A 20,255-nucleotide genomic window follows, 5' to 3' on the forward strand; every position below is an offset into this window, starting at 1 on the left:
ATTGATTTTGCTGTGTGCTTTTCTGGTTCAGCCTTATAGAGGCAATAAATTCGATTATTAAACTTTCAAACCAATCTTTCAGGCTTTGAGCTGGAAATCTGTCATCATGCGGGGTAATTTTCTGTTTTTGATATAAGATCTAAACATGTGCAGATGTAATTGCTATTCTGCTTTGAGCAAATAGTGGCATCTAAAGAGATTCTTTTTATGTGGTTTATTCTGACAACAATTTAACTGCTTTCCTTTATCTTTGCCGCTAATTTAATATTCCCGATTTGTGATCAATGTAAATAATATCTCCGTATCATTTGGCGGAACCACCCTTTTTAGCGATGTAACTTTTTCCATAAACGAGAACGACAAAATCGCCCTTATGGGTAAAAATGGCGCTGGCAAGTCTACCATACTAAAAATAATTGCTGATGTAGCCAAGCCTACTTCCGGTAGCGTAACAGGTCCGAAAGAAGCTGTAATTGCCTATTTGCCACAGCATTTACTCACCCAGGATCATGTTACTGTTTTTGAGGAAACTATGAAAGCCTTTGCGGAGGTAAACCAGATGCAGAAAAAGCTTGATGAACTGAATGAACAGCTGACGATCCGTACTGATTACGAAAGTGATGATTACATGAAGCTGATCGAGCGCGTATCAGAATTAAGTGAGAAATTTTATTCAATAGAAGAAACCAATTACGATGCTGAAGTAGAAAAAGTATTAAAAGGTTTGGGTTTTGAACGTAAAGACTTTGGCCGCCAAACCGCTGAGTTTTCGGGCGGATGGCGTATGCGCATTGAGTTAGCCAAGATTTTATTGAAAAAACCTGATTTGATTCTATTGGATGAGCCTACCAACCACATGGATATCGAAAGTATTCAATGGCTGGAAGATTTCCTGATCAATTCGGCAAAAGCCGTAATGGTGATTTCACATGATCGTACTTTTGTAGATAACATCACCAACCGTACTATTGAAGTCACGATGGGAAGGATTTACGATTATAAAGCAAAATACAGCCATTATCTCCAGCTACGTGCTGATCGTCGTATCCATCAATTGAAAGCTTACGAAGAACAACAGCGTTTTATTGCCGATAACCAAGAATTTATTGACCGTTTTAGGGGAACTTATTCTAAAACATTACAAGTGCAATCTCGCGTGAAAATGCTTGAGAAACTGGAAATAATCGAAATTGATGAAGTAGATACATCGGCGTTAAGGCTAAAGTTTCCACCATCTCCACGTTCGGGTCAGTATCCCGTAATGGTAGAGGAGCTTACCAAAACCTATGGAGATCATGTGGTTTTCGAAAAAGCATCAATGGTAATTGAGCGCGGAGAAAAAGTGGCATTTGTAGGTAAAAACGGTGAAGGTAAATCAACCATGATCAAAGCCATTATGGGGGAAATTGATTTTGAAGGCAGCTTAAAAGTGGGACACAATGCTAAAATTGGTTATTTTGCGCAAAACCAGGCCGCTTTACTTGATGAGAACCTCACCGTGTTTGAAACCATTGATCAAATTCCATTGAGCGACGGATCTATTAAAATCAAGGACCTGTTAGGTGCCTTTATGTTCAGTGGCGATGATACCACGAAAAAAGTTAAAGTACTTTCTGGTGGTGAGAAAACGCGTTTAGCAATGATTAAACTGTTGTTAGAGCCTGTTAATGTATTGATACTGGATGAGCCTACCAACCATTTGGATATGAAAACCAAAGATATTATTAAAGACGCACTGAAGGATTTTGATGGTACTTTGATTTTGGTTTCGCACGATCGCGATTTCCTTGACGGATTGGTGCAGAAAGTATTTGAATTTGGCAATAAACGTGTTCGTGAACATTTTGAAGATATCAAAGGATTTTTAGCCTATAAAAAAATGAATAGCCTGAAGGAAATTGAACAGAGTTAAATAATCCTAACTACTGTGAATTCTTCAAATTGAACTTAGCCTTTGTTTGGCTTATCGGGGTAGCTAAATGTTACTAATGTATTCAGATAAAATTCTTTTTACTATTTGGTCCGATACTTCAGGAAACCGGCATTGTGGCATACTCTTCAAAAAAAAACGTCATTCCCGCGTGTGCGAGAATTTTAAAGCGCTTAGCTTAAGATTCCCAATCAAGTTGGGAATGACGATTTCTCCAAAGATAATATCTACTTAATTTTATCTGTCAAAAAATGATTGCAATGTATTTAATATCAGTATATTAGCTGTTCTGTGAAATGCGTTTACTTAAAGCGCAAGCGCAGCAATTTTTTCGTCAGCTGTTTCTACGCGCCTAACATCTGTTTGAACTGACACAAAACCATTTATGGTTAAATTAGGCGTTTTACCCATAACCAAAGCGTGGTGGTTAGTATTGCCTTTTAGTGTTAACGTACTGTTATCCATAATTTCAGTATATAATCCCTCACTACTAGTATTAATATCTGCAATGGCATTGTCTTTAAGGATAACCTGGAGAAATTTCGTGCTAAGCTTCGCTTCGGTTTTCAGTACTGCATTTTGGCTTGCCTCAATGCGGTAGATATCATTTACATAAATAATAAGTTTACACTTTTCTGTATCGGAGTTGGTAACGCGCAATACCTCACCTTGTTGAATAACTTTTACAGTTCCTTTATTATCATCTGCATAAGATACGCCAACTCTTGGTTGCTGAACCAACATCACTTCTACGTTTCCATTTATCACAATCCTTCTGAAGTTTTGGATCTTAAGAAAAGTAGTTTTGCTTTTTTCTGCTGCACTTAAATTATTTGGGTAGGTAGCTGTTAAAGTCATTGTTGTACATACCATAGCGATGAGCGATTTAATTGAAGTTTTCATTGTCTGTTTATTAAATTATATCTTAAACTTTTAGGTTAAGGTGGTCAATTCATGGAATCAATCTGCACCAGTATTATTCTACGGCATACTTAACTAAGCTGATGCCAGAATAGAAATAACGCTTCAACAGACATCTGAGGTGGTTTTTTGCCTATTCTTAGTTTAGGCCTGTTCATTTCCGGACAGTAAATGTGCGGCAGCGAACAGTGCACTTATGAAATCAACCGGCCAGAAAATACAATGAAAATTAGCGGCTAGCTTAGCAGATTAGCGAAAAATATAATTTGCGCTGGTATGGACCAGTCGTTTGTCCATGTAGGTTTTGGGCTTTATTTAATTTTTGATGGCCTTAAACAAAGGCGGGTAGGAGAGGGAACCATGTTTGCACTTATTGGTAAGGGCATTTAGCACGAGGCTGGATGATCGAAATCAGGTCAATGCTATTAATTAGTGCTCAATTGTAATATTCAAGGTTGGCGGTTCAAAGTGATCAAACAGAAGTGATCTGAGAATTCTGCAAAGGTTTTCGTTGAAAATCATCGCAGTGATGGAATTTAATATGTTCTACAGCTTTTGTGTCTTTTTTGAGTAGAACTATACAGGACAACGCCGTAAAAAAATCATTGATTAACCTCTTCAGGAAATTGTGAATAGACGAATTTATGCTCTATCAGAATGGATTAACGAAAAAAGTATAAAAAAAGGTCGCGATTCTCATCGCGACCTTTTCACTATATATACTATGAAAAATGCACCATTTTAAAGCGCTTCAGAAACCACCTCGGTAACTTCCGGCACCATTCTTTGCAATAAGTTCTGAATGCCTGATTTAAGTGTAATGGTAGAAGATGGACAACCACTGCAAGAGCCACGTAATTCTACAGTTACCACACCTTCATCAAAAGATTTGTATGTAATAGCACCACCATCCTGTTCAACAGCAGGGCGTACATAATCGTGTAAAATCTGTTGAATTTTAATTTCAGTTTCTGTACCTTCAAATGTCGGCGTTTCTTCTGCAGCTGCTTCTTTAATTTTTAATTCAGATTCTACAGCACCTTTAACAAATTCTTTTAAGATCGCCTCAATATCTGCCCATTCTGCATCATCTGTTTTGGTGATGGTAACAAAATTACTGGCGAAAAAGACGCCAGAAACAAAGTTGAACTTAAACAACTCTTTAGCAAAAGGCGAATGTTCAGCACTCTCTTTAGTCGCAAAATCCTCACTGCCGTTTATTAACAGTTTGTTTACCATAAATTTCATGGTAGCCGGATTCGGAGTCTGTTCTGTATATACGTTAATCGTCATGTCTTATCTATTTGAATAAACAAAATTAACAATTACTCCTAAATAAAACCTTTATCGGCTGTCTGCTTAACGTCAATTTAATTTAACTAAAAAACGCCGGTATAATTAAAAGGAGATATGGTTCTTAATTGTGCTTTTATATCTTCTGCAACATTTAAACCTTCAATAAATTCGGCAATACTTGCTGCATTGATTTTAGCATTTGTTCTGGTTAATTCTTTCAGGGCTTCGTAAGGGTTAGGATAGTTTTCTCTTCTTAAAACAGTTTGAATAGCCTCTGCCACAACTGCCCAGTTTTCATCTAAATCTGCATGTAAAGCCATTTCGTTTAACAAAATCTTATTTAATCCACGCAAAGTAGCTTGAATGGCAATTAATGTATGTCCGAAAGGAACGCCAATATTCCTCAAAACAGTAGAGTCTGTTAAATCTCTTTGCAAGCGTGAAATCGGTAGTTTGGCAGCAAAGAATTCGAAAAGTGCGTTTGCAATCCCAGCGTTTCCTTCTGCGTTTTCAAAATCAATCGGGTTAACCTTATGTGGCATTGCTGATGAACCGATCTCTCCGGCTTTGATCTTCTGTTTGAAATAGTTTTTTGAAATATAAGTCCAGATATCTCTGTCCAAATCGATAATAATGTTATTGATTCGTTTCAAGGCATCACATTGTGCGGCAAACTGATCATAGTGCTCAATCTGCGTAGTGTGTTGTGCACGTGATAAACCTAATGTCTCATTCACGAATTGATTCGAAAAATCAACCCAGTTTACCTGAGGGTAAGCAATGTGGTGTGCATTGAAATTGCCGGTTGCCCCACCGAATTTAGCACTATTAGGGATACTTTTTAAACTTTTTACCTGGATGGCCAAACGCTCAGCAAAAACCAAAAACTCTTTTCCTAATTTAGTAGGTGAGGCTGGCTGACCGTGTGTATGCGCCAACATCGGAATATCTTTCCATTCTGTTGCCAGCGCAGTTATTTTTTCGATTAAAGCATCAATAGCCGGATAATAACACTCATTTAATGCCAGTTTGATGGAATAGGGAATAGCAGTATTATTGATATCCTGAGAGGTTAAACCAAAATGGATAAACTCTTTGTAGTTTTGAAGAGATAAAATATCAAATTTATTTTTGATAAAATATTCTACTGCTTTAACGTCATGATTGGTTACTTTTTCGGTTTCCTTAATTTCTAAAGCGTCAGCTTCTGAAAAATTTTCATGGATTTTGCGTAATCCAACATAAAGATTTCGATCAAAATTCTCCAAGCCAGGCAAGTTGATTTCGCAAAGCGCGATAAAATATTCGATTTCTACAAAAACCCGGTATTTAATTAAGGCCTCTTCAGAAAAGTAAGCGGCTAAACCTTCTGTAGTCTTTCTGTAACGGCCATCAACAGGTGAAATAGCTTGTAGTGATGTTAAATTCATTATGCGGATTATATTTTTGCCGCAAATTTACTACAATTGATGGATTTTAAGGCCTTGATCGCTAAAATAAAAAGAGGTTGTGTCGTAAGCTGTAGCTTCAACGCTAACATATATCATGTTTAGCTTTGTTCATACTGAGCTTGACGAAGTATCAAAACTTCAAAACATGCTGAAAGACTTCGACAAGCTCAGGGTGAAAGTTTAATACCATGTAACTACTTTTTAGTCGTATCAGCTTTTACGGTATCTTTAACGGTTGTATCTTTTACAGTTGTATCTTTAACTGTAGTATCTACAACTGTCGAGTCAACTTTAGACGAATCTTTTCCGCCATCTTTTTTTTCTGATTTACAAGCTGCAACAGATAAGGATAAAGCTAATGCTAAAAAGCTCATTTTGAATACATTTTTCATTTTTTTTGTCTGGTTTGGTTTTAAAAACTAATTAATTACAAGTTAATGCCGGAATATTCAAAAAGTAACCCGGTTTATTAATAAAAAAGGTCTCAATTATTAAAATTGAGACCTTTTATTTCAGTTAATTGATGGAAATTAGTGTTTTACTTCGGTTTTTTCGGTTGTGGCCTTAACAGAAGTATCTTTTACGGTAGAATCTTTTACTACTGTGTCAACTTTAGTTGTATCTGTAACAATTGTCGACGAATCTGTAACTGTTGTATCAGCGCCATCCGCTTTTTTACCTGACTCGCCACAAGCAGCTACAGTTAGTGATAAAGCCATGGCTAAAAAGCCTAATTTGAATGCATTTTTCATCTTGGTATATGTTTTAGGGTTAATATATACCATTAATACTAAAAACTTGAAAAGGTAACCGATATTTAACGTAAAAAAATAAAAAAGCCCTTGAAAAATGAATTTCAAAGGCTTTTTTTATGAGTAAGTTAGACTAGTGTTTAACTTCAGTTTTTTCTGTAGTAGTTTTTACAGTTGTATCTTTTACTGTAGAATCTTTAACTGTAGTATCTTTAGCTGTAGTATCAGTGATTACAGTTGAAGAATCAGTAGCTGTAGTATCAGTACCTTCTGCTTTTTTCTCTGAGTTACAAGCAACAACTGATAAAGATAAAGCTAAAGCTAAGAAGCCTAATTTGAATGCATTTTTCATTTTGAATATTTTTTAAGTAATTAATTAATTTACCTGTTAATACCGAAGATTTAAAAAGGTAACCCAAAAAAATAAAAAAAAGTGAATAAAAATAAAAAAGCTCCTTGAAGTTAACTTCAAGGAGCTTTTTTATATGGTAAGTTAGACTAGTGTTTAACTTCAGTTTTTTCTGTAGTAGTTTTTACAGTTGTATCTTTTACTGTAGAATCTTTTACTGAAGTATCTTTTGCAGTAGTATCAGTTACGATAGTAGAAGAATCAGTTAAAGTAGTATCAGCACCTTCAGCTTTTTTCTCTGAGTTACAAGCAACAACTGATAAAGATAAAGCTAAAGCTAAAAAGCCTAATTTGAATGCATTTTTCATTTTTGAATTTTTTTAGTAATTAATTTCTTGTTAATGCCGCAAAGGTAAAAAGGTAACCCGAAAATTTACAGAAAAGTTAAAATATTTTTTTAGCCTGAATTTGGGTTACCGTTTGCCTGATGTTTGTATTAAGCAATTATAGTGGCTATAAATATTTTTTTCTCTAATATTGGGTTACTATTTACAGAAAAATGTATTAACTAGTGAATAACAGTTTAAAGGGTTCAGTTCCAACAGATAGAGAGGTTATTTTAGGTATCCTAAATAACTCAGAAGATATACTTAACAAGTTATATAAAGCGTATTATGCAATGGTTTTGCAGTTTATTCTGAATAACAACGGTGATGAAGATGATGCAAAAGATGTATACCAGGAAGGCATAATAATCTTATATAACAAAATTAAGACTGGTAATTTTGAGCTGAGCAGCAAATTGAAAACATACATTTATTCAGTTTGCAGGCGTATCTGGTTAAAAAAACTTAGTCTGAATAGTAAAAAAACCGGAAGTATTACTGATTATGAGGATGTTTTTGCTGTAGAGGAAGATGTAGAAAACCATGAAGAGAAAGATGCTTCATTTATGAAAATGCAATCAGCACTGAATCATCTGGGCGAACCTTGTAAAACCATTATTCAGGATTTTTATATCCACAATTTATCCATGCAGGATATCTGCGAAAAATTCGGTTATACCAATGCCGATAATGCAAAAACGCAGAAATATAAATGCCTGCAGCGGTTAAAGAAAATATTTTTTCAACCATAATTTGAAATGAGAAACGATTTGGAGTTAGATGCAATTATTGAAGATTATCTGTTAGGTAAACTTAATGCACAGGAAATGGAAGCTTTTGAAAAGTTACGTCTTAGCGATGCTACAGTAGATCATAAAGTGGTTTCGCATAAGTTCTTTTTAGCCTCTATGGATACATTTGCAGAACAGTTGCGTTTAAAAGAACAGTTAAATCATATCCATTCAGAAATTGATGTGGAAGGTTTGGCCGCTACACTGAGGCCGCATCCCTCACGCGTGGTTCAACTATGGCGGAAACATAAATCTGCCATTGCAGTTGCCGCATCTTTTGTTGTCCTTTCTCTGATTTCTATTTATTCTATCCAGCATAGTACTCAACAGGCCGAGCGCTACAGGCAGTTAAGTAACCGGGTAAATAATGCCATTAAAACACAAAATAGCTTAATCAGAAACATCAGGCACAGTAGCGCAACTGCTGATAAACCAAATAGTCAAAATAGTTTTGGCGGTACTGGTTTTGCCATTTCTACAAATGGTTACATTTTAACCAACCTGCATATTATTAATGGTGCCGATTCTTTATATGTACAAAACAGTAAAGGAGAATCATTTAAAGTAAAATCTGTTTACACAGATCCTCAAAATGATATTGCCATTCTTAAAATAAGCGACAAACATTTCAGTAACTTATCTTCTATTCCATATACCATCAAAAGAAATACCAGTAACATTGGTGAAATTGTTTACACCTTAGGTTATCCGAAAGATGATGCCGTACTTGGCGAAGGTTATGTAAGTTCTAAAAATGGTTTTGTAGGGGACACCACCCAATATCAGGTAGCCATTTCGGTTAATCCGGGTAATAGTGGGGGGCCGGTTTTGGATAATAACGGAAATTTGGTCGGTATCATAAGCGGCAAGCCAGATCAGACAGAAGGTGCAGCCTTTGCCATAAAATCAAAATATATCCTGGAGGCCATGAGGGCCATCCCTCAGGATTCGCTGGGCACAAATAAACTTTCAGCCAATAAAAAAAGCTTGCTTTCTGGTTTAAAGCGTACCAAGCAGATTGAAAAAATACAAGATTATGTATTTATGATCAAAGCATATTAAGAAAATACCCCAAACAAATTAATACTTTTAGGCCCTGTAGATTATTTCTTTCAGGGCTTTTTGTTGGATTTGTAATTTGGAAGTCTTAAATTAATATAAAATCTATGTATTTACTATGGTATTGTTTAGATTTGTGTTAGTCAAAAATTAAATTAATAAGATCATGAGTATAAGATTAGGCGATACCGCACCAAATTTTAAAGCCGATACCTCTATTGGCGAAATAGATTTTTACGAGTATTTAGGGGATAGCTGGGGCGTACTGTTTTCACATCCTGCTGATTATACACCGGTTTGCACTACTGAATTAGGTAGAACGGCTGCATTGAAAGATGAGTTTGAAAAAAGAAATGTTAAAGTTTTAGCCCTGAGTGTAGATTCTGCCGATTCGCATAAAGGATGGATAAATGATATCAACGAAACTCAAAATACCTCTGTGGAGTTTCCAATTATCGCCGATCCGGATAAAACTGTTGCCAATCTATATGACATGATCCACCCGAATGCTTCTGAAACATTAACGGTAAGGTCATTGTTCGTCATCAGTCCCGATAAAAAAGTAAAATTGATCATTACTTATCCGGCATCAACCGGACGTAATTTTAATGAAGTATTGCGTGTTATTGATTCTTTGCAGCTTACCGCAAATTACAGCGTGGCTACTCCGGCAGATTGGAAAGATGGAGAGGACGTAATTGTGGTAAACAGCATTAAGACAGAAGATATTCCGGCTAAATTTCCGAAAGGACACCAGGTTATTAAACCTTATTTACGTACAACACCTCAGCCAAATAAATAATTTATTTGCTAAACGCAACATTCTTGTTGAACAGGCCAAAATGACTTGTGTTATATGAGTAAGTTATTATATTTGATAGTTTTGTTTCAATATTAATGCTTTAAACTGGTTGTTTTATTTGAATTAATACGCAATTGTTTAAATTAAATGCTGATCAAGGTGTAAAAGGTTTATTTATTTATACAATTTTTATTTTTTTTTATGGCAACCGGAAGAGTTAAATGGTTTAATACGGAAAAAGGCTTTGGATTTATTGTGCAAGAAGACAATAAAGACTTATTTGTGCATTTTAAAGATGTTTTAGGCGGAATTGAAAGTTTGAAAGAAAACGACAAAGTAGAATTTGAAGTAGCCGAAGGCAGAAAAGGTTTACAGGCTGTAAATGTGAAAAAAGTTTAAACAAGATAACAGATTTATCCAGACTACAAAAAGCTTTTCAGGAGAAAGGCTTTTTGTATTTATTACCTGTTCTTACGTCGAGCTCACTCAAAAATAGCATAAAATAGAGAAACCATAAGTTGTAATGATTACACGCAGGTGGCCTGGTGAATAGATAATTTAACGTGAGTCGTGCGGCTTTATTTAGTCGGGAGACCCTGCTGGGTTAACGATAAGTGGACAAGTTGATGATCCTGAATTTATTCCGTTAAGTCAACCCGGTTCAGGTTGACAGCTGCTGTAAATCGGAAGAGAGTCAGGAATGCCTCATTGATACCGAATAATACTGAATCACACAGGCAAACTATTTTGCGGTGGTAAATTCGATCAGATATGGTTTAAGTGGTATTCCATTCTCATTGCGGAAACCGCTCCCTACCATTAGCTGGTATTTGTGATTGGGTTTTAAAACGACATCAAATGAAGCAGAATATCCGTCAGCAGAAAAGCCTTTAAATTCTTTTATCTTTAATATATGTGTTTCTCCCAGCGGTCCAAGTTCAAAATTCCGGTGCCGTTTATCCATTTTATCAGCAAATTTGATCGTAATCTGGGATAAACCAGAATCAACTTTTTTGCTTCCGTTTTTAAACTCTTTAATGCCCGTAACAGTCGGCCTGCTTTTATCGTATTGCCGGTAAAATTTTGATACCGGTTTTTCAAAATAACCAGAGCGATCAACAAAATGATGTAAAGCCGATGGATTATTGTAATCGAGCCTAATCATTTCACTTATGGCCAGATTTTTATCTTTAGCATTTTGATAATATTTTTTGCAGATTTCATATCCTACATAATAGCCCAGATCGCGCATTTTGAATTCATTATCGGAATTGCTGTATAACCAGAATCCACTATCTTCAAAAAACATTTGTTTGGCAAATACGCTTCTTATTTTTTCAAAATTCTGTGATCCAAACTGAATAGCTGGCGTTGTTGATGGTTTACCGGTAACCGTAACTGCCAAAAATTCTGCTACGCCTTCAATAACGCATTGAGAAAGGAGATTATAGCCAATAGTGCTCTTCTGCTGGGTATGTACATATTCATGCACATTTAAGAATACCGTTGAGCGGATCGGGTTGCTGCTAAAAAACGTTTTCAGGTGTGATAGCGCTTTCGGGAATTCAGAAGATACAGTATGCGCATCAGCCAGCGCAAGTTCACTTCCTATTAATACGTTCCCATCCAATGTTGTACCATTGGTACGTAGGGCCCCAATAGTAAAATAAATACGGGCAGGTTTAAGTTTTTTGTAAATCCCGGCCAATTTATCAATTTCTTTGGAGATACTGTCTGCAAATTCATCTGCGCGTTGGGTATCAGCCCTTACTGAATGCCAGAATAGTGGATAATTGTGGATCGCATCAACATAAGATTTAGCAGTATATCCTCTTGCTTTCATAATAGACTTCAGGCCATCAGTACCGCGTTTAATAAACAGATCATTAATGTAGCCTACCTGTAAAGTGCTATCGCTGGTCTCCTTAATCTTATCGTAAGCTGTCCAAAAATTTTTAATGTCAGAGGTGATGATCCGTTGATGTATGTCCTGGCTATTTGCTTTTAAAAAATATAATGATAGCAGTAATAATAATATAGATGGTCTCAAATGATCTAACATTTTAAAAATACAATAAAAGTTTGAAATAAACATAAGCAACTATAAGTAAAGCGGTAGCAACCGGTATTAAGTTAAAAACTATGGCAGCTCATTTATAACATTTAACGAAGATAAATAGTTAATGATAAAAGTCTTTGCTGGTTACCTTTCCCTTGCGTTTCCAAAATCTACAATTTGTTTTTCTTTAGGTAATTCATTAAGGTGCACCTCATCGAAACCATTTTGGTAGCCCAGCCGGTAATGGTCAATGATGTAAGGAATACCTTCACCATAAAGGAGCTTTGCAGAAGTAGTCACCTCAAAATGCAGATGTGGTTCGCGCGCATCTCCGGAATTACCGATGTTGCCCAATAATTGACCTTTGCGTACACGATCGCCCTTTTTAACATGCAAGCTGCCTTGCTGCATATGCATATAGTGGGCATAGTGTCCGTCGCCAAGATCAATTACGATATTGTTACCGGGCAGTTTTTCAAAGGTGAGTGGCACTGTCGGGTGGAAGGCTTTTCCATGGCCCGGAATGTTATCAGGTAATCCATCTGTAGCAGAGGTAATTATGCCATCGGCCACTGCAAATATTTTTTCTCCGTAACAGAAATACGAATGTACATTTGCCGCATCACCGGAAAAAGATACGCTGTCTCTGACCTTTTTCCAGTCAATGGCGAAACGCCTTGAATTTACGATGTGTCCGCCAAGAATGATGTTCCCCCGTCGGTGATGATTATCAATACTGTTGCCAGGGCCATCGGCTGCAATCCAATCCGAACCCGATACAGGAGGTTTAAGCGTTTGGATTTTAGTAGTATGTGTGTTTATTGCCGCTCCATCTAAAGAGTCAGCTGAGGTAATGATCCGGTGTATGATATTATTGGGAAATCCTGTCTTGTTACTCGTTTTTGCCTCTATGTATACGACCGCACTATGCCCGGCTTCAATATTTAAGGCGTCTTTTAGATTGTTGTTACCCAAAATTTTCACCATACTTTTGAGTTCAAGCGAATCAAAAGATAGGAATGGGGCGTTGCCGCTCCGGTCTTCATTAAGCAGTTCCATCCTCTGTAAATGAATGGGTGAAGTACCGAAGTTTGTGAGATAAAGCTCATAGATCAGATAAAAATTTGATCCGTTTGGAAAAGCAGTAGGGCCAAATGGTACACGCATTTCCAATTGAAGCGGAAATGAAAACGGTTTCGACCTGTTCTTCGCTGGTACATCCTGTGCAGTTGAACGACTCAAAAAAACGAAGCAGCATAGCAAAATTAAATAGGATAAACGTAGGCCTTTACTTTTCATTCGATAAATATTTTCCTGTTAGATGTAACTAAACGTGTCGCGGTTACACTTTTAAGATAAATGATTTTAATATTAAGTGATTTCTTATTGAAATCACTTATGTTTTAATTATTGTTTTTTCCTGAAGGCGGTTCCTATCACTTTGCCATACTCCAGCATTTCTAGTTTTATCTCCTGATCATGCAATTGCGTAAATCTAAGTACGCCATCTGCACCACCTTGCCTGATGCCCTGAAATTCGTTCTCAGCAATGGGGAAAAAACGCATATCCCATTTAATCCGGTTGGTGTTATGGACCAGGTGGCCATCTAAGTAAGTAATCAGCTGTTCTTCCCCATCATCCTTGCTGATGTAAGTCCCCTCATATTGTGCGATCTGCGGGGCTGGTAAGGTGATTTTTTTAGGATATTCTATCTCGATTTTGCGATTATCCAAAATCTGGTTAATGGTCTCAAAGGGGTAAGCACCCATTTTAAAATTCTGGAGGGTAATAATGGTTCTGTCTTTACCTGCCTTATGATAAATAAAAGAAGCATAACCATCCCAGCTACCTGTATGGCCAAATGAAAGGTTGTTTTTCCCTCCGGAAAGTTCAAGTCCGAAACCATAAGGGATGTTTTTTCCTTTTGAGGTTTTTGTCACCTCAGTCATCAGTTCAAATTCGCTGGGAGTAAGAAAGGTATTTGATTTTAATGCATTCAACCATTTATACAGGTCGAGGATAGTAGAATTGACTTTGGCGCTACCTACAATGCCATCCAGGTAATACACTACACTATCTCCGTAATCCGGGTTTTCGGACGTAATTTTATCAAATGACTTGCGCTTCCAAACATAGCCGGTAGCATAATTCTTTATCTTTTTAGGATTTTGTCTTCTGTTATATACGAATGTAGATTTCATCTTTAGTGGCCTGAAAATGTTGTCCCTCAGGTAATCGGCGTAAGTTTTGCCAGAAATGCGTTCAATGATGCTGGCCATAAGCGCATAGTTGGTATTATTGTACCGGTGCATGCTGCCTGGTTTAAAACTCAAAGTATCTTTCCGGGCTGCATAGAATCCGATCAGATCTTTATTGGAGGCAATTTTGCTGTGGTCCCATCCTTTGGCCATGTCTCCAATATATTCAGGAAGGCCACTGGTATGCCTAAGCAGATCATATATTGTAACATTTTGCCATCTGCCCAGTTCGGGAATGTATTTGGTCACCGGATCATCATATTGCAGCAGGCCTTGCCGGTGCAGCAGTACAATGGCTGTAGCCGTAAACTGTTTTGAGCAAGATCCCAGTTCGTAAATGGTATTTTCATTTGTTTGATACCTGGATAAAGTATCGCGAAAACCATAACCTTTTGCCAGCAATATCTTACCTTTCTCGGCTACTAATACAGAGCCGTTAAACTGATTTTGATTGTACATGACGGTAAACACGCTATCGAGCTTGTCACGAAAAGTCTTCTGGGCAAAAATGTTGGTGTAGGTAAGCAATAGCAGAGCAATAATTCCGGTTTTATTCATAGATGTTAAGGTATTTAGGAATAAGACACCAGATTTATAGGCGCGTTGCATCTCAGCATGAATTTTTACATTCCTGTATCAGCCAATCAAGTATTCCAAACCGGTTTATTTTGTCAAAAGCCTGCCTAAGGATGTTAATGTCTTCAATTTTAAACGCTTAATGTGTATTTTTGGCAAAATGTCAACCGGCCATCCCAACGATCATGAAGAACTAAGGCAACTCGAGAGCCTGATAAAAGGCAATCGGGAGGGCTTTGATTTTGTTTATGCGAAATACAGCAGGCTGCTTTTGCCCAAAATGCAGCGAATGGTTAAAGTTAATGAGGTGGTTGATGAACTGATGCAGGATGTTTTCCTGAAAGTTTGGTTAAACCGGGCAGAAATAGATTTAAGCCGCTCATTTTCGGGATGGATTTTTACCATTGCGCAGCATACAATTTATGGTTATTACAGGCGCGTTGCCCTTGATGTAAAAATGCAGCGCTATTTGCTGGAAACTTTTGCCGAATTCTACGAGCAAACGGAAGATTATATTTTCAATAAAGAGCGGGTTGAATTGTTAAATCAGGCGATTGAAAAATTACCTCCACAGCGAAAGCAAATATTTAAACTTTGTAAAATAGAGGGGAAAAGTTATCAGGAAGCAGCAGAAATCCTATCACTCAGTTCTTCAACAGTGAGCAATCAGTTGGTCAATGCTACCAGATACATCAAGCGATATGTTTTCTTTCACTCCAAGGAGTTTATTCTGCTTTGTATTGCAGCATATCTAAAAAAATAAAAAAAATTAAGGACGAATAGTGTGTTTGTCCATCTCGTGCATAATATATATAGACAACGATGGAAAAACGACCTTCAAACAAACAATTATTCGACCGCTTTATCGCAAATAAAAGTAATGCCAGGGAGCTTGAAATGCTTTTTGCTTATTTTGAAGAGGCCGGGCAGGCTGATCTTGAAAGTTTAATCAAAAATGGATTTGACCTTGAAAATCATGCTGTCGATCAGGTAGATATGGCACGTCTTGATGCCGTCCATGCCCGTTTGACAGATAAAATTTTCGCGAAACCGACAAGCAGGGTATTGAAACTGATCGGCTCCGCCCGGTTTATCAGGAATGCTGCTGCAGTGGCGGTCATCTTATCTGCCGGATTATTATTGAGCCGCCATTTATCAAATGGTACACAGGTTGTACCCGGTAGTGCAAAAGCCTATTTGAGTTTCAATGGTAAAAACGACACTTTAACAGCTCAAAAAGCAGGACTGCTTTATCAGCATGGTGGCGTAACGGTAAGCACACAAAGCGACGGCACAGTTGTATTTAAGGCGGTAAACGCCGATTCGGCAACGGCAGCGAAACTGAACACCATCATTACGCCGAGAGGGGGAGAGTTCAAGGTGACTTTGAGCGATGGCTCTATGGTGCTATTGAACGCAGGCTCGAAACTTACCTTTCCAACAGGTTTCCGCGGACCAGAAAGGAAAGTGTATGTTGAAGGCGAAGCATTTTTCAGCGTAACCAAAAATGCAGATAAACCCTTTATAGTTAATGTAGGTGGAAACGAGATTAAAGTTTTGGGTACCCGGTTTAATGTGAACAGTTACCCGGAAACCGGTGGCGTTGAGGCTACCCTGTTAGAAGGAAGTGTAAGCTTCAGCAATACTGAGGGGGAAAATGTGCTGCTTAAACCCAATCAGCAAGTATTTTCTGCTTATGGTCATTTATCGCTAAAGGATGTTTCTGCTGCAGATTTTAATGCCTGGACGAAGGGAGAGTTTCTTTTCAATGATGTTCCGGTAGCCGTAGTAATGCAAAGGTTGGCCAGGTGGTATAATCTGGAGGTTCAGCCCGCATCAATGCCATCAAAAAACCTTTATATGCGGATATCGCGTAAGGCAGATATTAAAGAGGTGCTTGAAATGATCGCCAAGGCTACTGATCTTGAGTTTGATTTAAAGGGCAATCAGATTGTTTTAAAAAAAGAATAGGTTTTTATCCATCGTCGTCAATTAACAACCAACCAAACTAATTTTTTATGACAAACCTTTACTTTCGCTTCGTCCGGACGGGACGCAGCAATTTATTGAACTGGCTGGCATTATTGTGTTTAGCACTATTTTTTTCGTTGAATGTAAATGCGCAAAACAACCAGTACAAATTTTTTCAGGCACCGTTGAATACGGTAATTGCCGAAATTTCAAAAAAAACTTCTTACGAGTTTGTGTATGACGCAGACCTGGTGAAAAAGGCCAAACCCATAACCTTCAATTTGGCGACACCCGACATCAGAACCTTGATGGATGCGGTAACTAAGGGTCAGGATTTTACTTACGAAATCAGCAACGGAAGAACTATCGTTTTAAAAAACAGAAGTGAAGATGTTTCTGAATACACTTTACATGGAATGGTAACCGATAGTATAGGCGGACCGCTTCCAGGCGCTTCTGTAAAACTAAAAGGAACTACAAGATACACCATGGCAGATGGTAACGGGCATTTTAATATTGGTTTAACCGATCAATACAATGCCTTGGAAATTAGTTATATGGGGTATTTGTCACAAACACAAAAGATTGATAAAGCTGCTGCATCAAACATTTTGACTATACGTTTAAAACCGAATTCATCCTTATTAGCTGATGTGGTTGTAAATGGTTTCCAGACGATAAGTAAAGAACGTTCAACCGGTGCAGCAACTAAAATTAACAATGATAAGCTAAATGAAAATATAAATTCTGACATTCTAGGCGCACTGGAGGGCCGTGTGGCTGGATTGGTTTACAATAAAAATCCCAATAGGATTGGAGCTGATCAGCCTGTGTTAAGAGGGCAGGCTACATTCAATCTTCTGGGAGGCAGTGCTCCCTTGGTAGTACTTGATGGTTTGCCCACCGAAACAGCACTGGAAGATATTAATCCCTATGATGTTGAATCGGTAACCGTATTAAAGGATGGCGCTGCAGCTTCTATCTATGGATCCAGATCGGCAAATGGCGTGATAGTTATAGCCACTAAAAAAGGGAATACGCCTTTAAAAATATCATTGAACACAGATTTTTTTATTGATACCAAGCCCACCTTCGGCAGCATGCATTATGCATCTACTGCTGATATTGTTGATTTTGAAACAGATGTATATAATAAAGAGCGTGCCCGATACGCTAATACTGAAACTATGTTTGCTGCTTATGGAACGGTAGCAAATGGTAGCATTAAATATTATAGTCCGCTTTACCAATTATTTCGAGACAGGGATGCCGGAAAAGTTACGACTGATCAATTTAATCAGCAGCTAAATAATCTTAAAAATACTGATTACTACGAGCAGTATCGTGACAATGTGTGGCAGAATGCTTTCCGTCAACGTTATAACTTATTATTAAGCTCGGCAAATTCAAAATCAAATACCTTCGCATCCATTAACTATGATCGTTCTGCTGAAAGAGTAATCGGGAATCATAACCAAAAAATCACTTTATATTTTAAAAACACCTATAATATCAAAAAATGGTTATCTACAAATATTGGCTTTAATGGTGCTTATTCTACATCTACATCAACTGACGATAGTTATAATTATTACAACACCATCTCACCTCGTTACGCTTCTATAGTAAATCCTGATGGAAGTTTGGTGTACTCCAATTATGTAAATCTTGCTGATGGAATAGCGGGTTCACCAATTAACGGCGCGGTTGCGGGTGCCTTGCTCAATACCCCTCAATATAAACCATACCGGTTTAATATTTTGGAATCTTTAAATGAAGGTTTGACCAATGCTAATACTGTTGCATTGAGGGCTTTTACGAATGTTCAGGCTAAAATTATGGAGGGTCTGAGTTTTTCCAGTCAATTTCAATATGAAATGGGCACCACCAAAAGTGAACAGATATATGACGTAAATTCTTACAAAATGAGAGCGGCGTACAATGCATTGGTCGCTTTTACGCCAGCTACAAACGCTTATACCTTCGGATTACCAGCGGGGGGAAGAATTAGCCAGAATATGCAGCAACGAAATTCATATACGTTCAGAAACCAATTGAGTTTCGATAAATCTTTTGACGAAGGCAAACACTCCATAGCAGCTATCGTAGGTACAGAGATGCGTCAAACCTTTCTACCAATTGGCATGAATGATATTAGATATGGATATGATCCTGTAACATTAACATCTACAGTAATTAACAATGCAACGGTAAGTCAAACAGGTTTGCCCAGTTATATTTTTGGCCGAAACTTGACTTTGGGTATCGCTGGCCGCTCGTTTCAGGAAACAAAACACCGTAATCTTTCTTATTTTTCAAATGCGAGTTACACCTACTTAAATAGATACAACGTTACCGGAAGTTTGAGGATAGATCAGGCGGATTTTTTTGGAGCTGATCCAGAATTCAAATACAGACCATTATGGTCTGTTGGTTTGGGCTGGAACGCCAGCAATGAAAAATTTATCGAATCTTTGGGATGGATAAATTTGCTTAAGCTTCGAGCTACCTATGGAGTTAACGGTAATCAAAATACGGAGACCACTAAATTTTTAACTGCAAGAAGAGTGAATGATAACTTATTTACATCTCTTCAGTATTTAAATATTATAGGATTACCAAATCCGAAATTGCGCTGGGAAAAAACGGAGACTTACAACTTAGGATTGGATATGGCCTTTTTAGGCAACCGGTTAAGAGGTACGATTGATTTTTATGACCGAAAAAGTACCGATTTAATGGTCACTACCGATTTAGATCCAACAGTAGGGGCTGCATCTTTAGTAATTAATAATGGTGTTTTAAGAAATAAGGGAATCGAATTTACTGTGAATGGCGATTGGCTTAAATCAGGTGATTTGATGCTTAGCTCGACATTTGTGTTGGGTTTTAACAGAAGTAAAATTGGGAAAGTAAACAGAGCTTTATCTACAGCAGCAAATTATGTGGGTTCGCCTTCAACTTATTATACGGAGGGAACAGATTATAATACCCTTTATGCTTACCGTTATGGCGGAATGATCAATGGCTACCCATACTTTTTAGATGAAAATGGAAAGTCAACGCTGGATTTTGATGTAAATGGCAATCCTATAGTAGCAAGCAGTCGTGATATTAATAATTATGCTGCTTTGGTTGATATGGGTAGTTTAATACCAACCTATAATGGTTCGTTTTCTCAAAGGATTTCCTATAAGAACTTTGAGCTTAATGCTTTACTTATATTTTCGGGCGGTAATGTAATGAGAAAAGACATTACACCATTAGGCGCTAATGATATTTCTGATCTGGATATTACTCAACGTTACAAAAACGGAATTACTCCGGAATTGCCGAGACTTTTCGTGGATTATTCTGAGGCGATGATTAACAGGGCATCATCCATCTCCACCATGTGGCAAAAAGCTGATGTGAATGTAGTAAAGGCCGATTATATTAAGCTTAGAACTATTTCTTTAGGGTACAATCTTCCAAAATCATTTATTAAAAAGTTTAACATTCCTTCGGCAAAGTTTACTGCACAGGCGAATAATTTATGGTATGCGAGCGCTGCTGGCGATGACATTGATCCGGAATCATACTCGCTAAATAGTGGGACAAGAACATTACAAAATCCTAAATCATTTGTATTAGGCATTAACCTAACCTTTTAA

18 protein-coding genes are annotated in these 20,255 nt (G+C 37.4%); 8 read left to right on the top strand and 10 right to left on the bottom strand.

Features of this window, described 5'->3' with window-relative positions:
* Positions 1-277: 277 nt before the first annotated feature.
* Complete coding sequence (locus BM107_RS17035) at positions 278-1,912, top strand: ABC-F family ATP-binding cassette domain-containing protein (protein WP_090985521.1); 1,635 nt, start codon at positions 278-280, stop codon at positions 1,910-1,912.
* Between the two features lie 324 nt (positions 1,913-2,236).
* On the opposite strand, the gene BM107_RS17040 is transcribed toward BM107_RS17035, so the two are convergent.
* The 7 genes from BM107_RS17040 to BM107_RS17070 form a co-directional block, all read right to left on the bottom strand.
* Positions 2,237-2,833, bottom strand: coding sequence for a GIN domain-containing protein (locus BM107_RS17040; protein ID WP_090985523.1), 597 nt, complete (start codon positions 2,831-2,833; stop codon positions 2,237-2,239).
* Positions 2,834-3,592: 759 nt separating this feature from the next.
* A complete protein-coding gene (locus BM107_RS17045; protein ID WP_090985525.1) occupies positions 3,593-4,144 on the bottom strand; it encodes a NifU family protein in 552 nt (183 codons plus the stop codon).
* A gap of 86 nt (positions 4,145-4,230) precedes the next feature.
* A complete protein-coding gene (gene purB / locus BM107_RS17050) occupies positions 4,231-5,577 on the bottom strand; it encodes an adenylosuccinate lyase (protein WP_090985527.1) in 1,347 nt (448 codons plus the stop codon).
* A 215-nt stretch (positions 5,578-5,792) separates the two neighbouring features.
* On the bottom strand, positions 5,793-5,990 hold the full coding sequence (locus BM107_RS17055) for a hypothetical protein (RefSeq protein ID WP_090985529.1): 198 nt from the start codon (positions 5,988-5,990) through the stop codon (positions 5,793-5,795).
* 138 nt (positions 5,991-6,128) lie between these two features.
* A complete protein-coding gene (locus BM107_RS17060; protein ID WP_090985668.1) occupies positions 6,129-6,350 on the bottom strand; it encodes a hypothetical protein in 222 nt (73 codons plus the stop codon).
* A 133-nt stretch (positions 6,351-6,483) separates the two neighbouring features.
* The gene (locus BM107_RS17065) at positions 6,484-6,702 is read right to left on the bottom strand and encodes a hypothetical protein (protein WP_090985532.1); all 219 of its coding nucleotides are present in this window, start codon (positions 6,700-6,702) and stop codon (positions 6,484-6,486) included.
* A 146-nt stretch (positions 6,703-6,848) separates the two neighbouring features.
* Positions 6,849-7,067 (bottom strand): hypothetical protein, encoded by a 219-nt coding sequence (locus BM107_RS17070; protein ID WP_090985534.1) that lies wholly within the window; start codon positions 7,065-7,067, stop codon positions 6,849-6,851.
* A 203-nt stretch (positions 7,068-7,270) separates the two neighbouring features.
* Here BM107_RS17070 and BM107_RS17075 point away from each other — a divergent pair, with 203 nt between their 5' ends.
* The 4 genes from BM107_RS17075 to BM107_RS17090 all read left to right on the top strand — a co-directional run bounded on the left by BM107_RS17075 (position 7,271) and on the right by BM107_RS17090 (position 10,136).
* On the top strand, positions 7,271-7,837 hold the full coding sequence (locus BM107_RS17075) for an RNA polymerase sigma factor (protein WP_090985536.1): 567 nt from the start codon (positions 7,271-7,273) through the stop codon (positions 7,835-7,837).
* Positions 7,838-7,843: 6 nt separating this feature from the next.
* Positions 7,844-8,938 (top strand): S1C family serine protease, encoded by a 1,095-nt coding sequence (locus BM107_RS17080; protein ID WP_090985538.1) that lies wholly within the window; start codon positions 7,844-7,846, stop codon positions 8,936-8,938.
* A 163-nt stretch (positions 8,939-9,101) separates the two neighbouring features.
* Positions 9,102-9,737 (top strand): peroxiredoxin, encoded by a 636-nt coding sequence (locus BM107_RS17085; protein ID WP_090985540.1) that lies wholly within the window; start codon positions 9,102-9,104, stop codon positions 9,735-9,737.
* 201 nt (positions 9,738-9,938) lie between these two features.
* Positions 9,939-10,136, top strand: a complete 198-nt coding sequence (locus BM107_RS17090) for a cold-shock protein (RefSeq protein WP_090985541.1) — start codon at positions 9,939-9,941, stop codon at positions 10,134-10,136.
* A gap of 343 nt (positions 10,137-10,479) precedes the next feature.
* On the opposite strand, the gene BM107_RS17095 is transcribed toward BM107_RS17090, so the two are convergent.
* The 3 genes from BM107_RS17095 to BM107_RS17105 form a co-directional block, all read right to left on the bottom strand.
* Positions 10,480-11,787, bottom strand: a complete 1,308-nt coding sequence (locus BM107_RS17095; RefSeq protein ID WP_208864407.1) for a DUF2268 domain-containing putative Zn-dependent protease — start codon at positions 11,785-11,787, stop codon at positions 10,480-10,482.
* Between the two features lie 153 nt (positions 11,788-11,940).
* A complete protein-coding gene (locus BM107_RS17100) occupies positions 11,941-13,095 on the bottom strand; it encodes a M23 family metallopeptidase (protein ID WP_090985545.1) in 1,155 nt (384 codons plus the stop codon).
* A gap of 108 nt (positions 13,096-13,203) precedes the next feature.
* Positions 13,204-14,613: a serine hydrolase domain-containing protein gene (locus tag BM107_RS17105; protein ID WP_090985548.1), complete on the bottom strand. Its 1,410-nt coding sequence runs from the start codon at positions 14,611-14,613 to the stop codon at positions 13,204-13,206.
* 160 nt (positions 14,614-14,773) lie between these two features.
* Between BM107_RS17105 and BM107_RS17110 the strand changes: the two genes are divergently transcribed.
* From BM107_RS17110 to BM107_RS17120, 3 genes are read left to right on the top strand one after another with little or no spacing between them, the layout of a single operon-like run.
* Entirely contained in the window at positions 14,774-15,394 is a 621-nt protein-coding gene (locus BM107_RS17110; RefSeq protein WP_244278846.1) for an RNA polymerase sigma factor, read from the top strand.
* Between the two features lie 59 nt (positions 15,395-15,453).
* Positions 15,454-16,602, top strand: coding sequence for a FecR family protein (locus BM107_RS17115; protein WP_090985552.1), 1,149 nt, complete (start codon positions 15,454-15,456; stop codon positions 16,600-16,602).
* A gap of 47 nt (positions 16,603-16,649) precedes the next feature.
* Positions 16,650-20,255 (top strand): SusC/RagA family TonB-linked outer membrane protein, encoded by a 3,606-nt coding sequence (locus BM107_RS17120; RefSeq protein WP_090985554.1) that lies wholly within the window; start codon positions 16,650-16,652, stop codon positions 20,253-20,255.

Source organism: Pedobacter suwonensis (genome assembly GCF_900111825.1).
GTDB classification, from domain to species: Bacteria; Bacteroidota; Bacteroidia; order Sphingobacteriales; family Sphingobacteriaceae; genus Pedobacter; species Pedobacter suwonensis.

Bases quoted from the DNA above. Each gene is read 5' to 3' on its own strand.
- purB (WP_090985527.1), bottom strand. From the start codon at position 5,577: ATGAATTTAACATCACTACAAGCTATTTCACCTGTTGATGGCCGTTAC.
- BM107_RS17040 (WP_090985523.1), bottom strand. From the start codon at position 2,833: ATGAAAACTTCAATTAAATCGCTCATCGCTATGGTATGTACAACAATG.
- BM107_RS17055 (WP_090985529.1), bottom strand. From the start codon at position 5,990: ATGAAAAATGTATTCAAAATGAGCTTTTTAGCATTAGCTTTATCCTTA.
- BM107_RS17120 (WP_090985554.1), top strand. From the start codon at position 16,650: ATGACAAACCTTTACTTTCGCTTCGTCCGGACGGGACGCAGCAATTTA.
- BM107_RS17090 (WP_090985541.1), top strand. From the start codon at position 9,939: ATGGCAACCGGAAGAGTTAAATGGTTTAATACGGAAAAAGGCTTTGGA.
- BM107_RS17115 (WP_090985552.1), top strand. From the start codon at position 15,454: ATGGAAAAACGACCTTCAAACAAACAATTATTCGACCGCTTTATCGCA.
- BM107_RS17060 (WP_090985668.1), bottom strand. From the start codon at position 6,350: ATGAAAAATGCATTCAAATTAGGCTTTTTAGCCATGGCTTTATCACTA.
- BM107_RS17105 (WP_090985548.1), bottom strand. From the start codon at position 14,613: ATGAATAAAACCGGAATTATTGCTCTGCTATTGCTTACCTACACCAAC.
- BM107_RS17085 (WP_090985540.1), top strand. From the start codon at position 9,102: ATGAGTATAAGATTAGGCGATACCGCACCAAATTTTAAAGCCGATACC.
- BM107_RS17065 (WP_090985532.1), bottom strand. From the start codon at position 6,702: ATGAAAAATGCATTCAAATTAGGCTTCTTAGCTTTAGCTTTATCTTTA.
- BM107_RS17110 (WP_244278846.1), top strand. From the start codon at position 14,774: ATGTGTATTTTTGGCAAAATGTCAACCGGCCATCCCAACGATCATGAA.
- BM107_RS17070 (WP_090985534.1), bottom strand. From the start codon at position 7,067: ATGAAAAATGCATTCAAATTAGGCTTTTTAGCTTTAGCTTTATCTTTA.
- BM107_RS17045 (WP_090985525.1), bottom strand. From the start codon at position 4,144: ATGACGATTAACGTATATACAGAACAGACTCCGAATCCGGCTACCATG.
- BM107_RS17100 (WP_090985545.1), bottom strand. From the start codon at position 13,095: ATGAAAAGTAAAGGCCTACGTTTATCCTATTTAATTTTGCTATGCTGC.
- BM107_RS17080 (WP_090985538.1), top strand. From the start codon at position 7,844: ATGAGAAACGATTTGGAGTTAGATGCAATTATTGAAGATTATCTGTTA.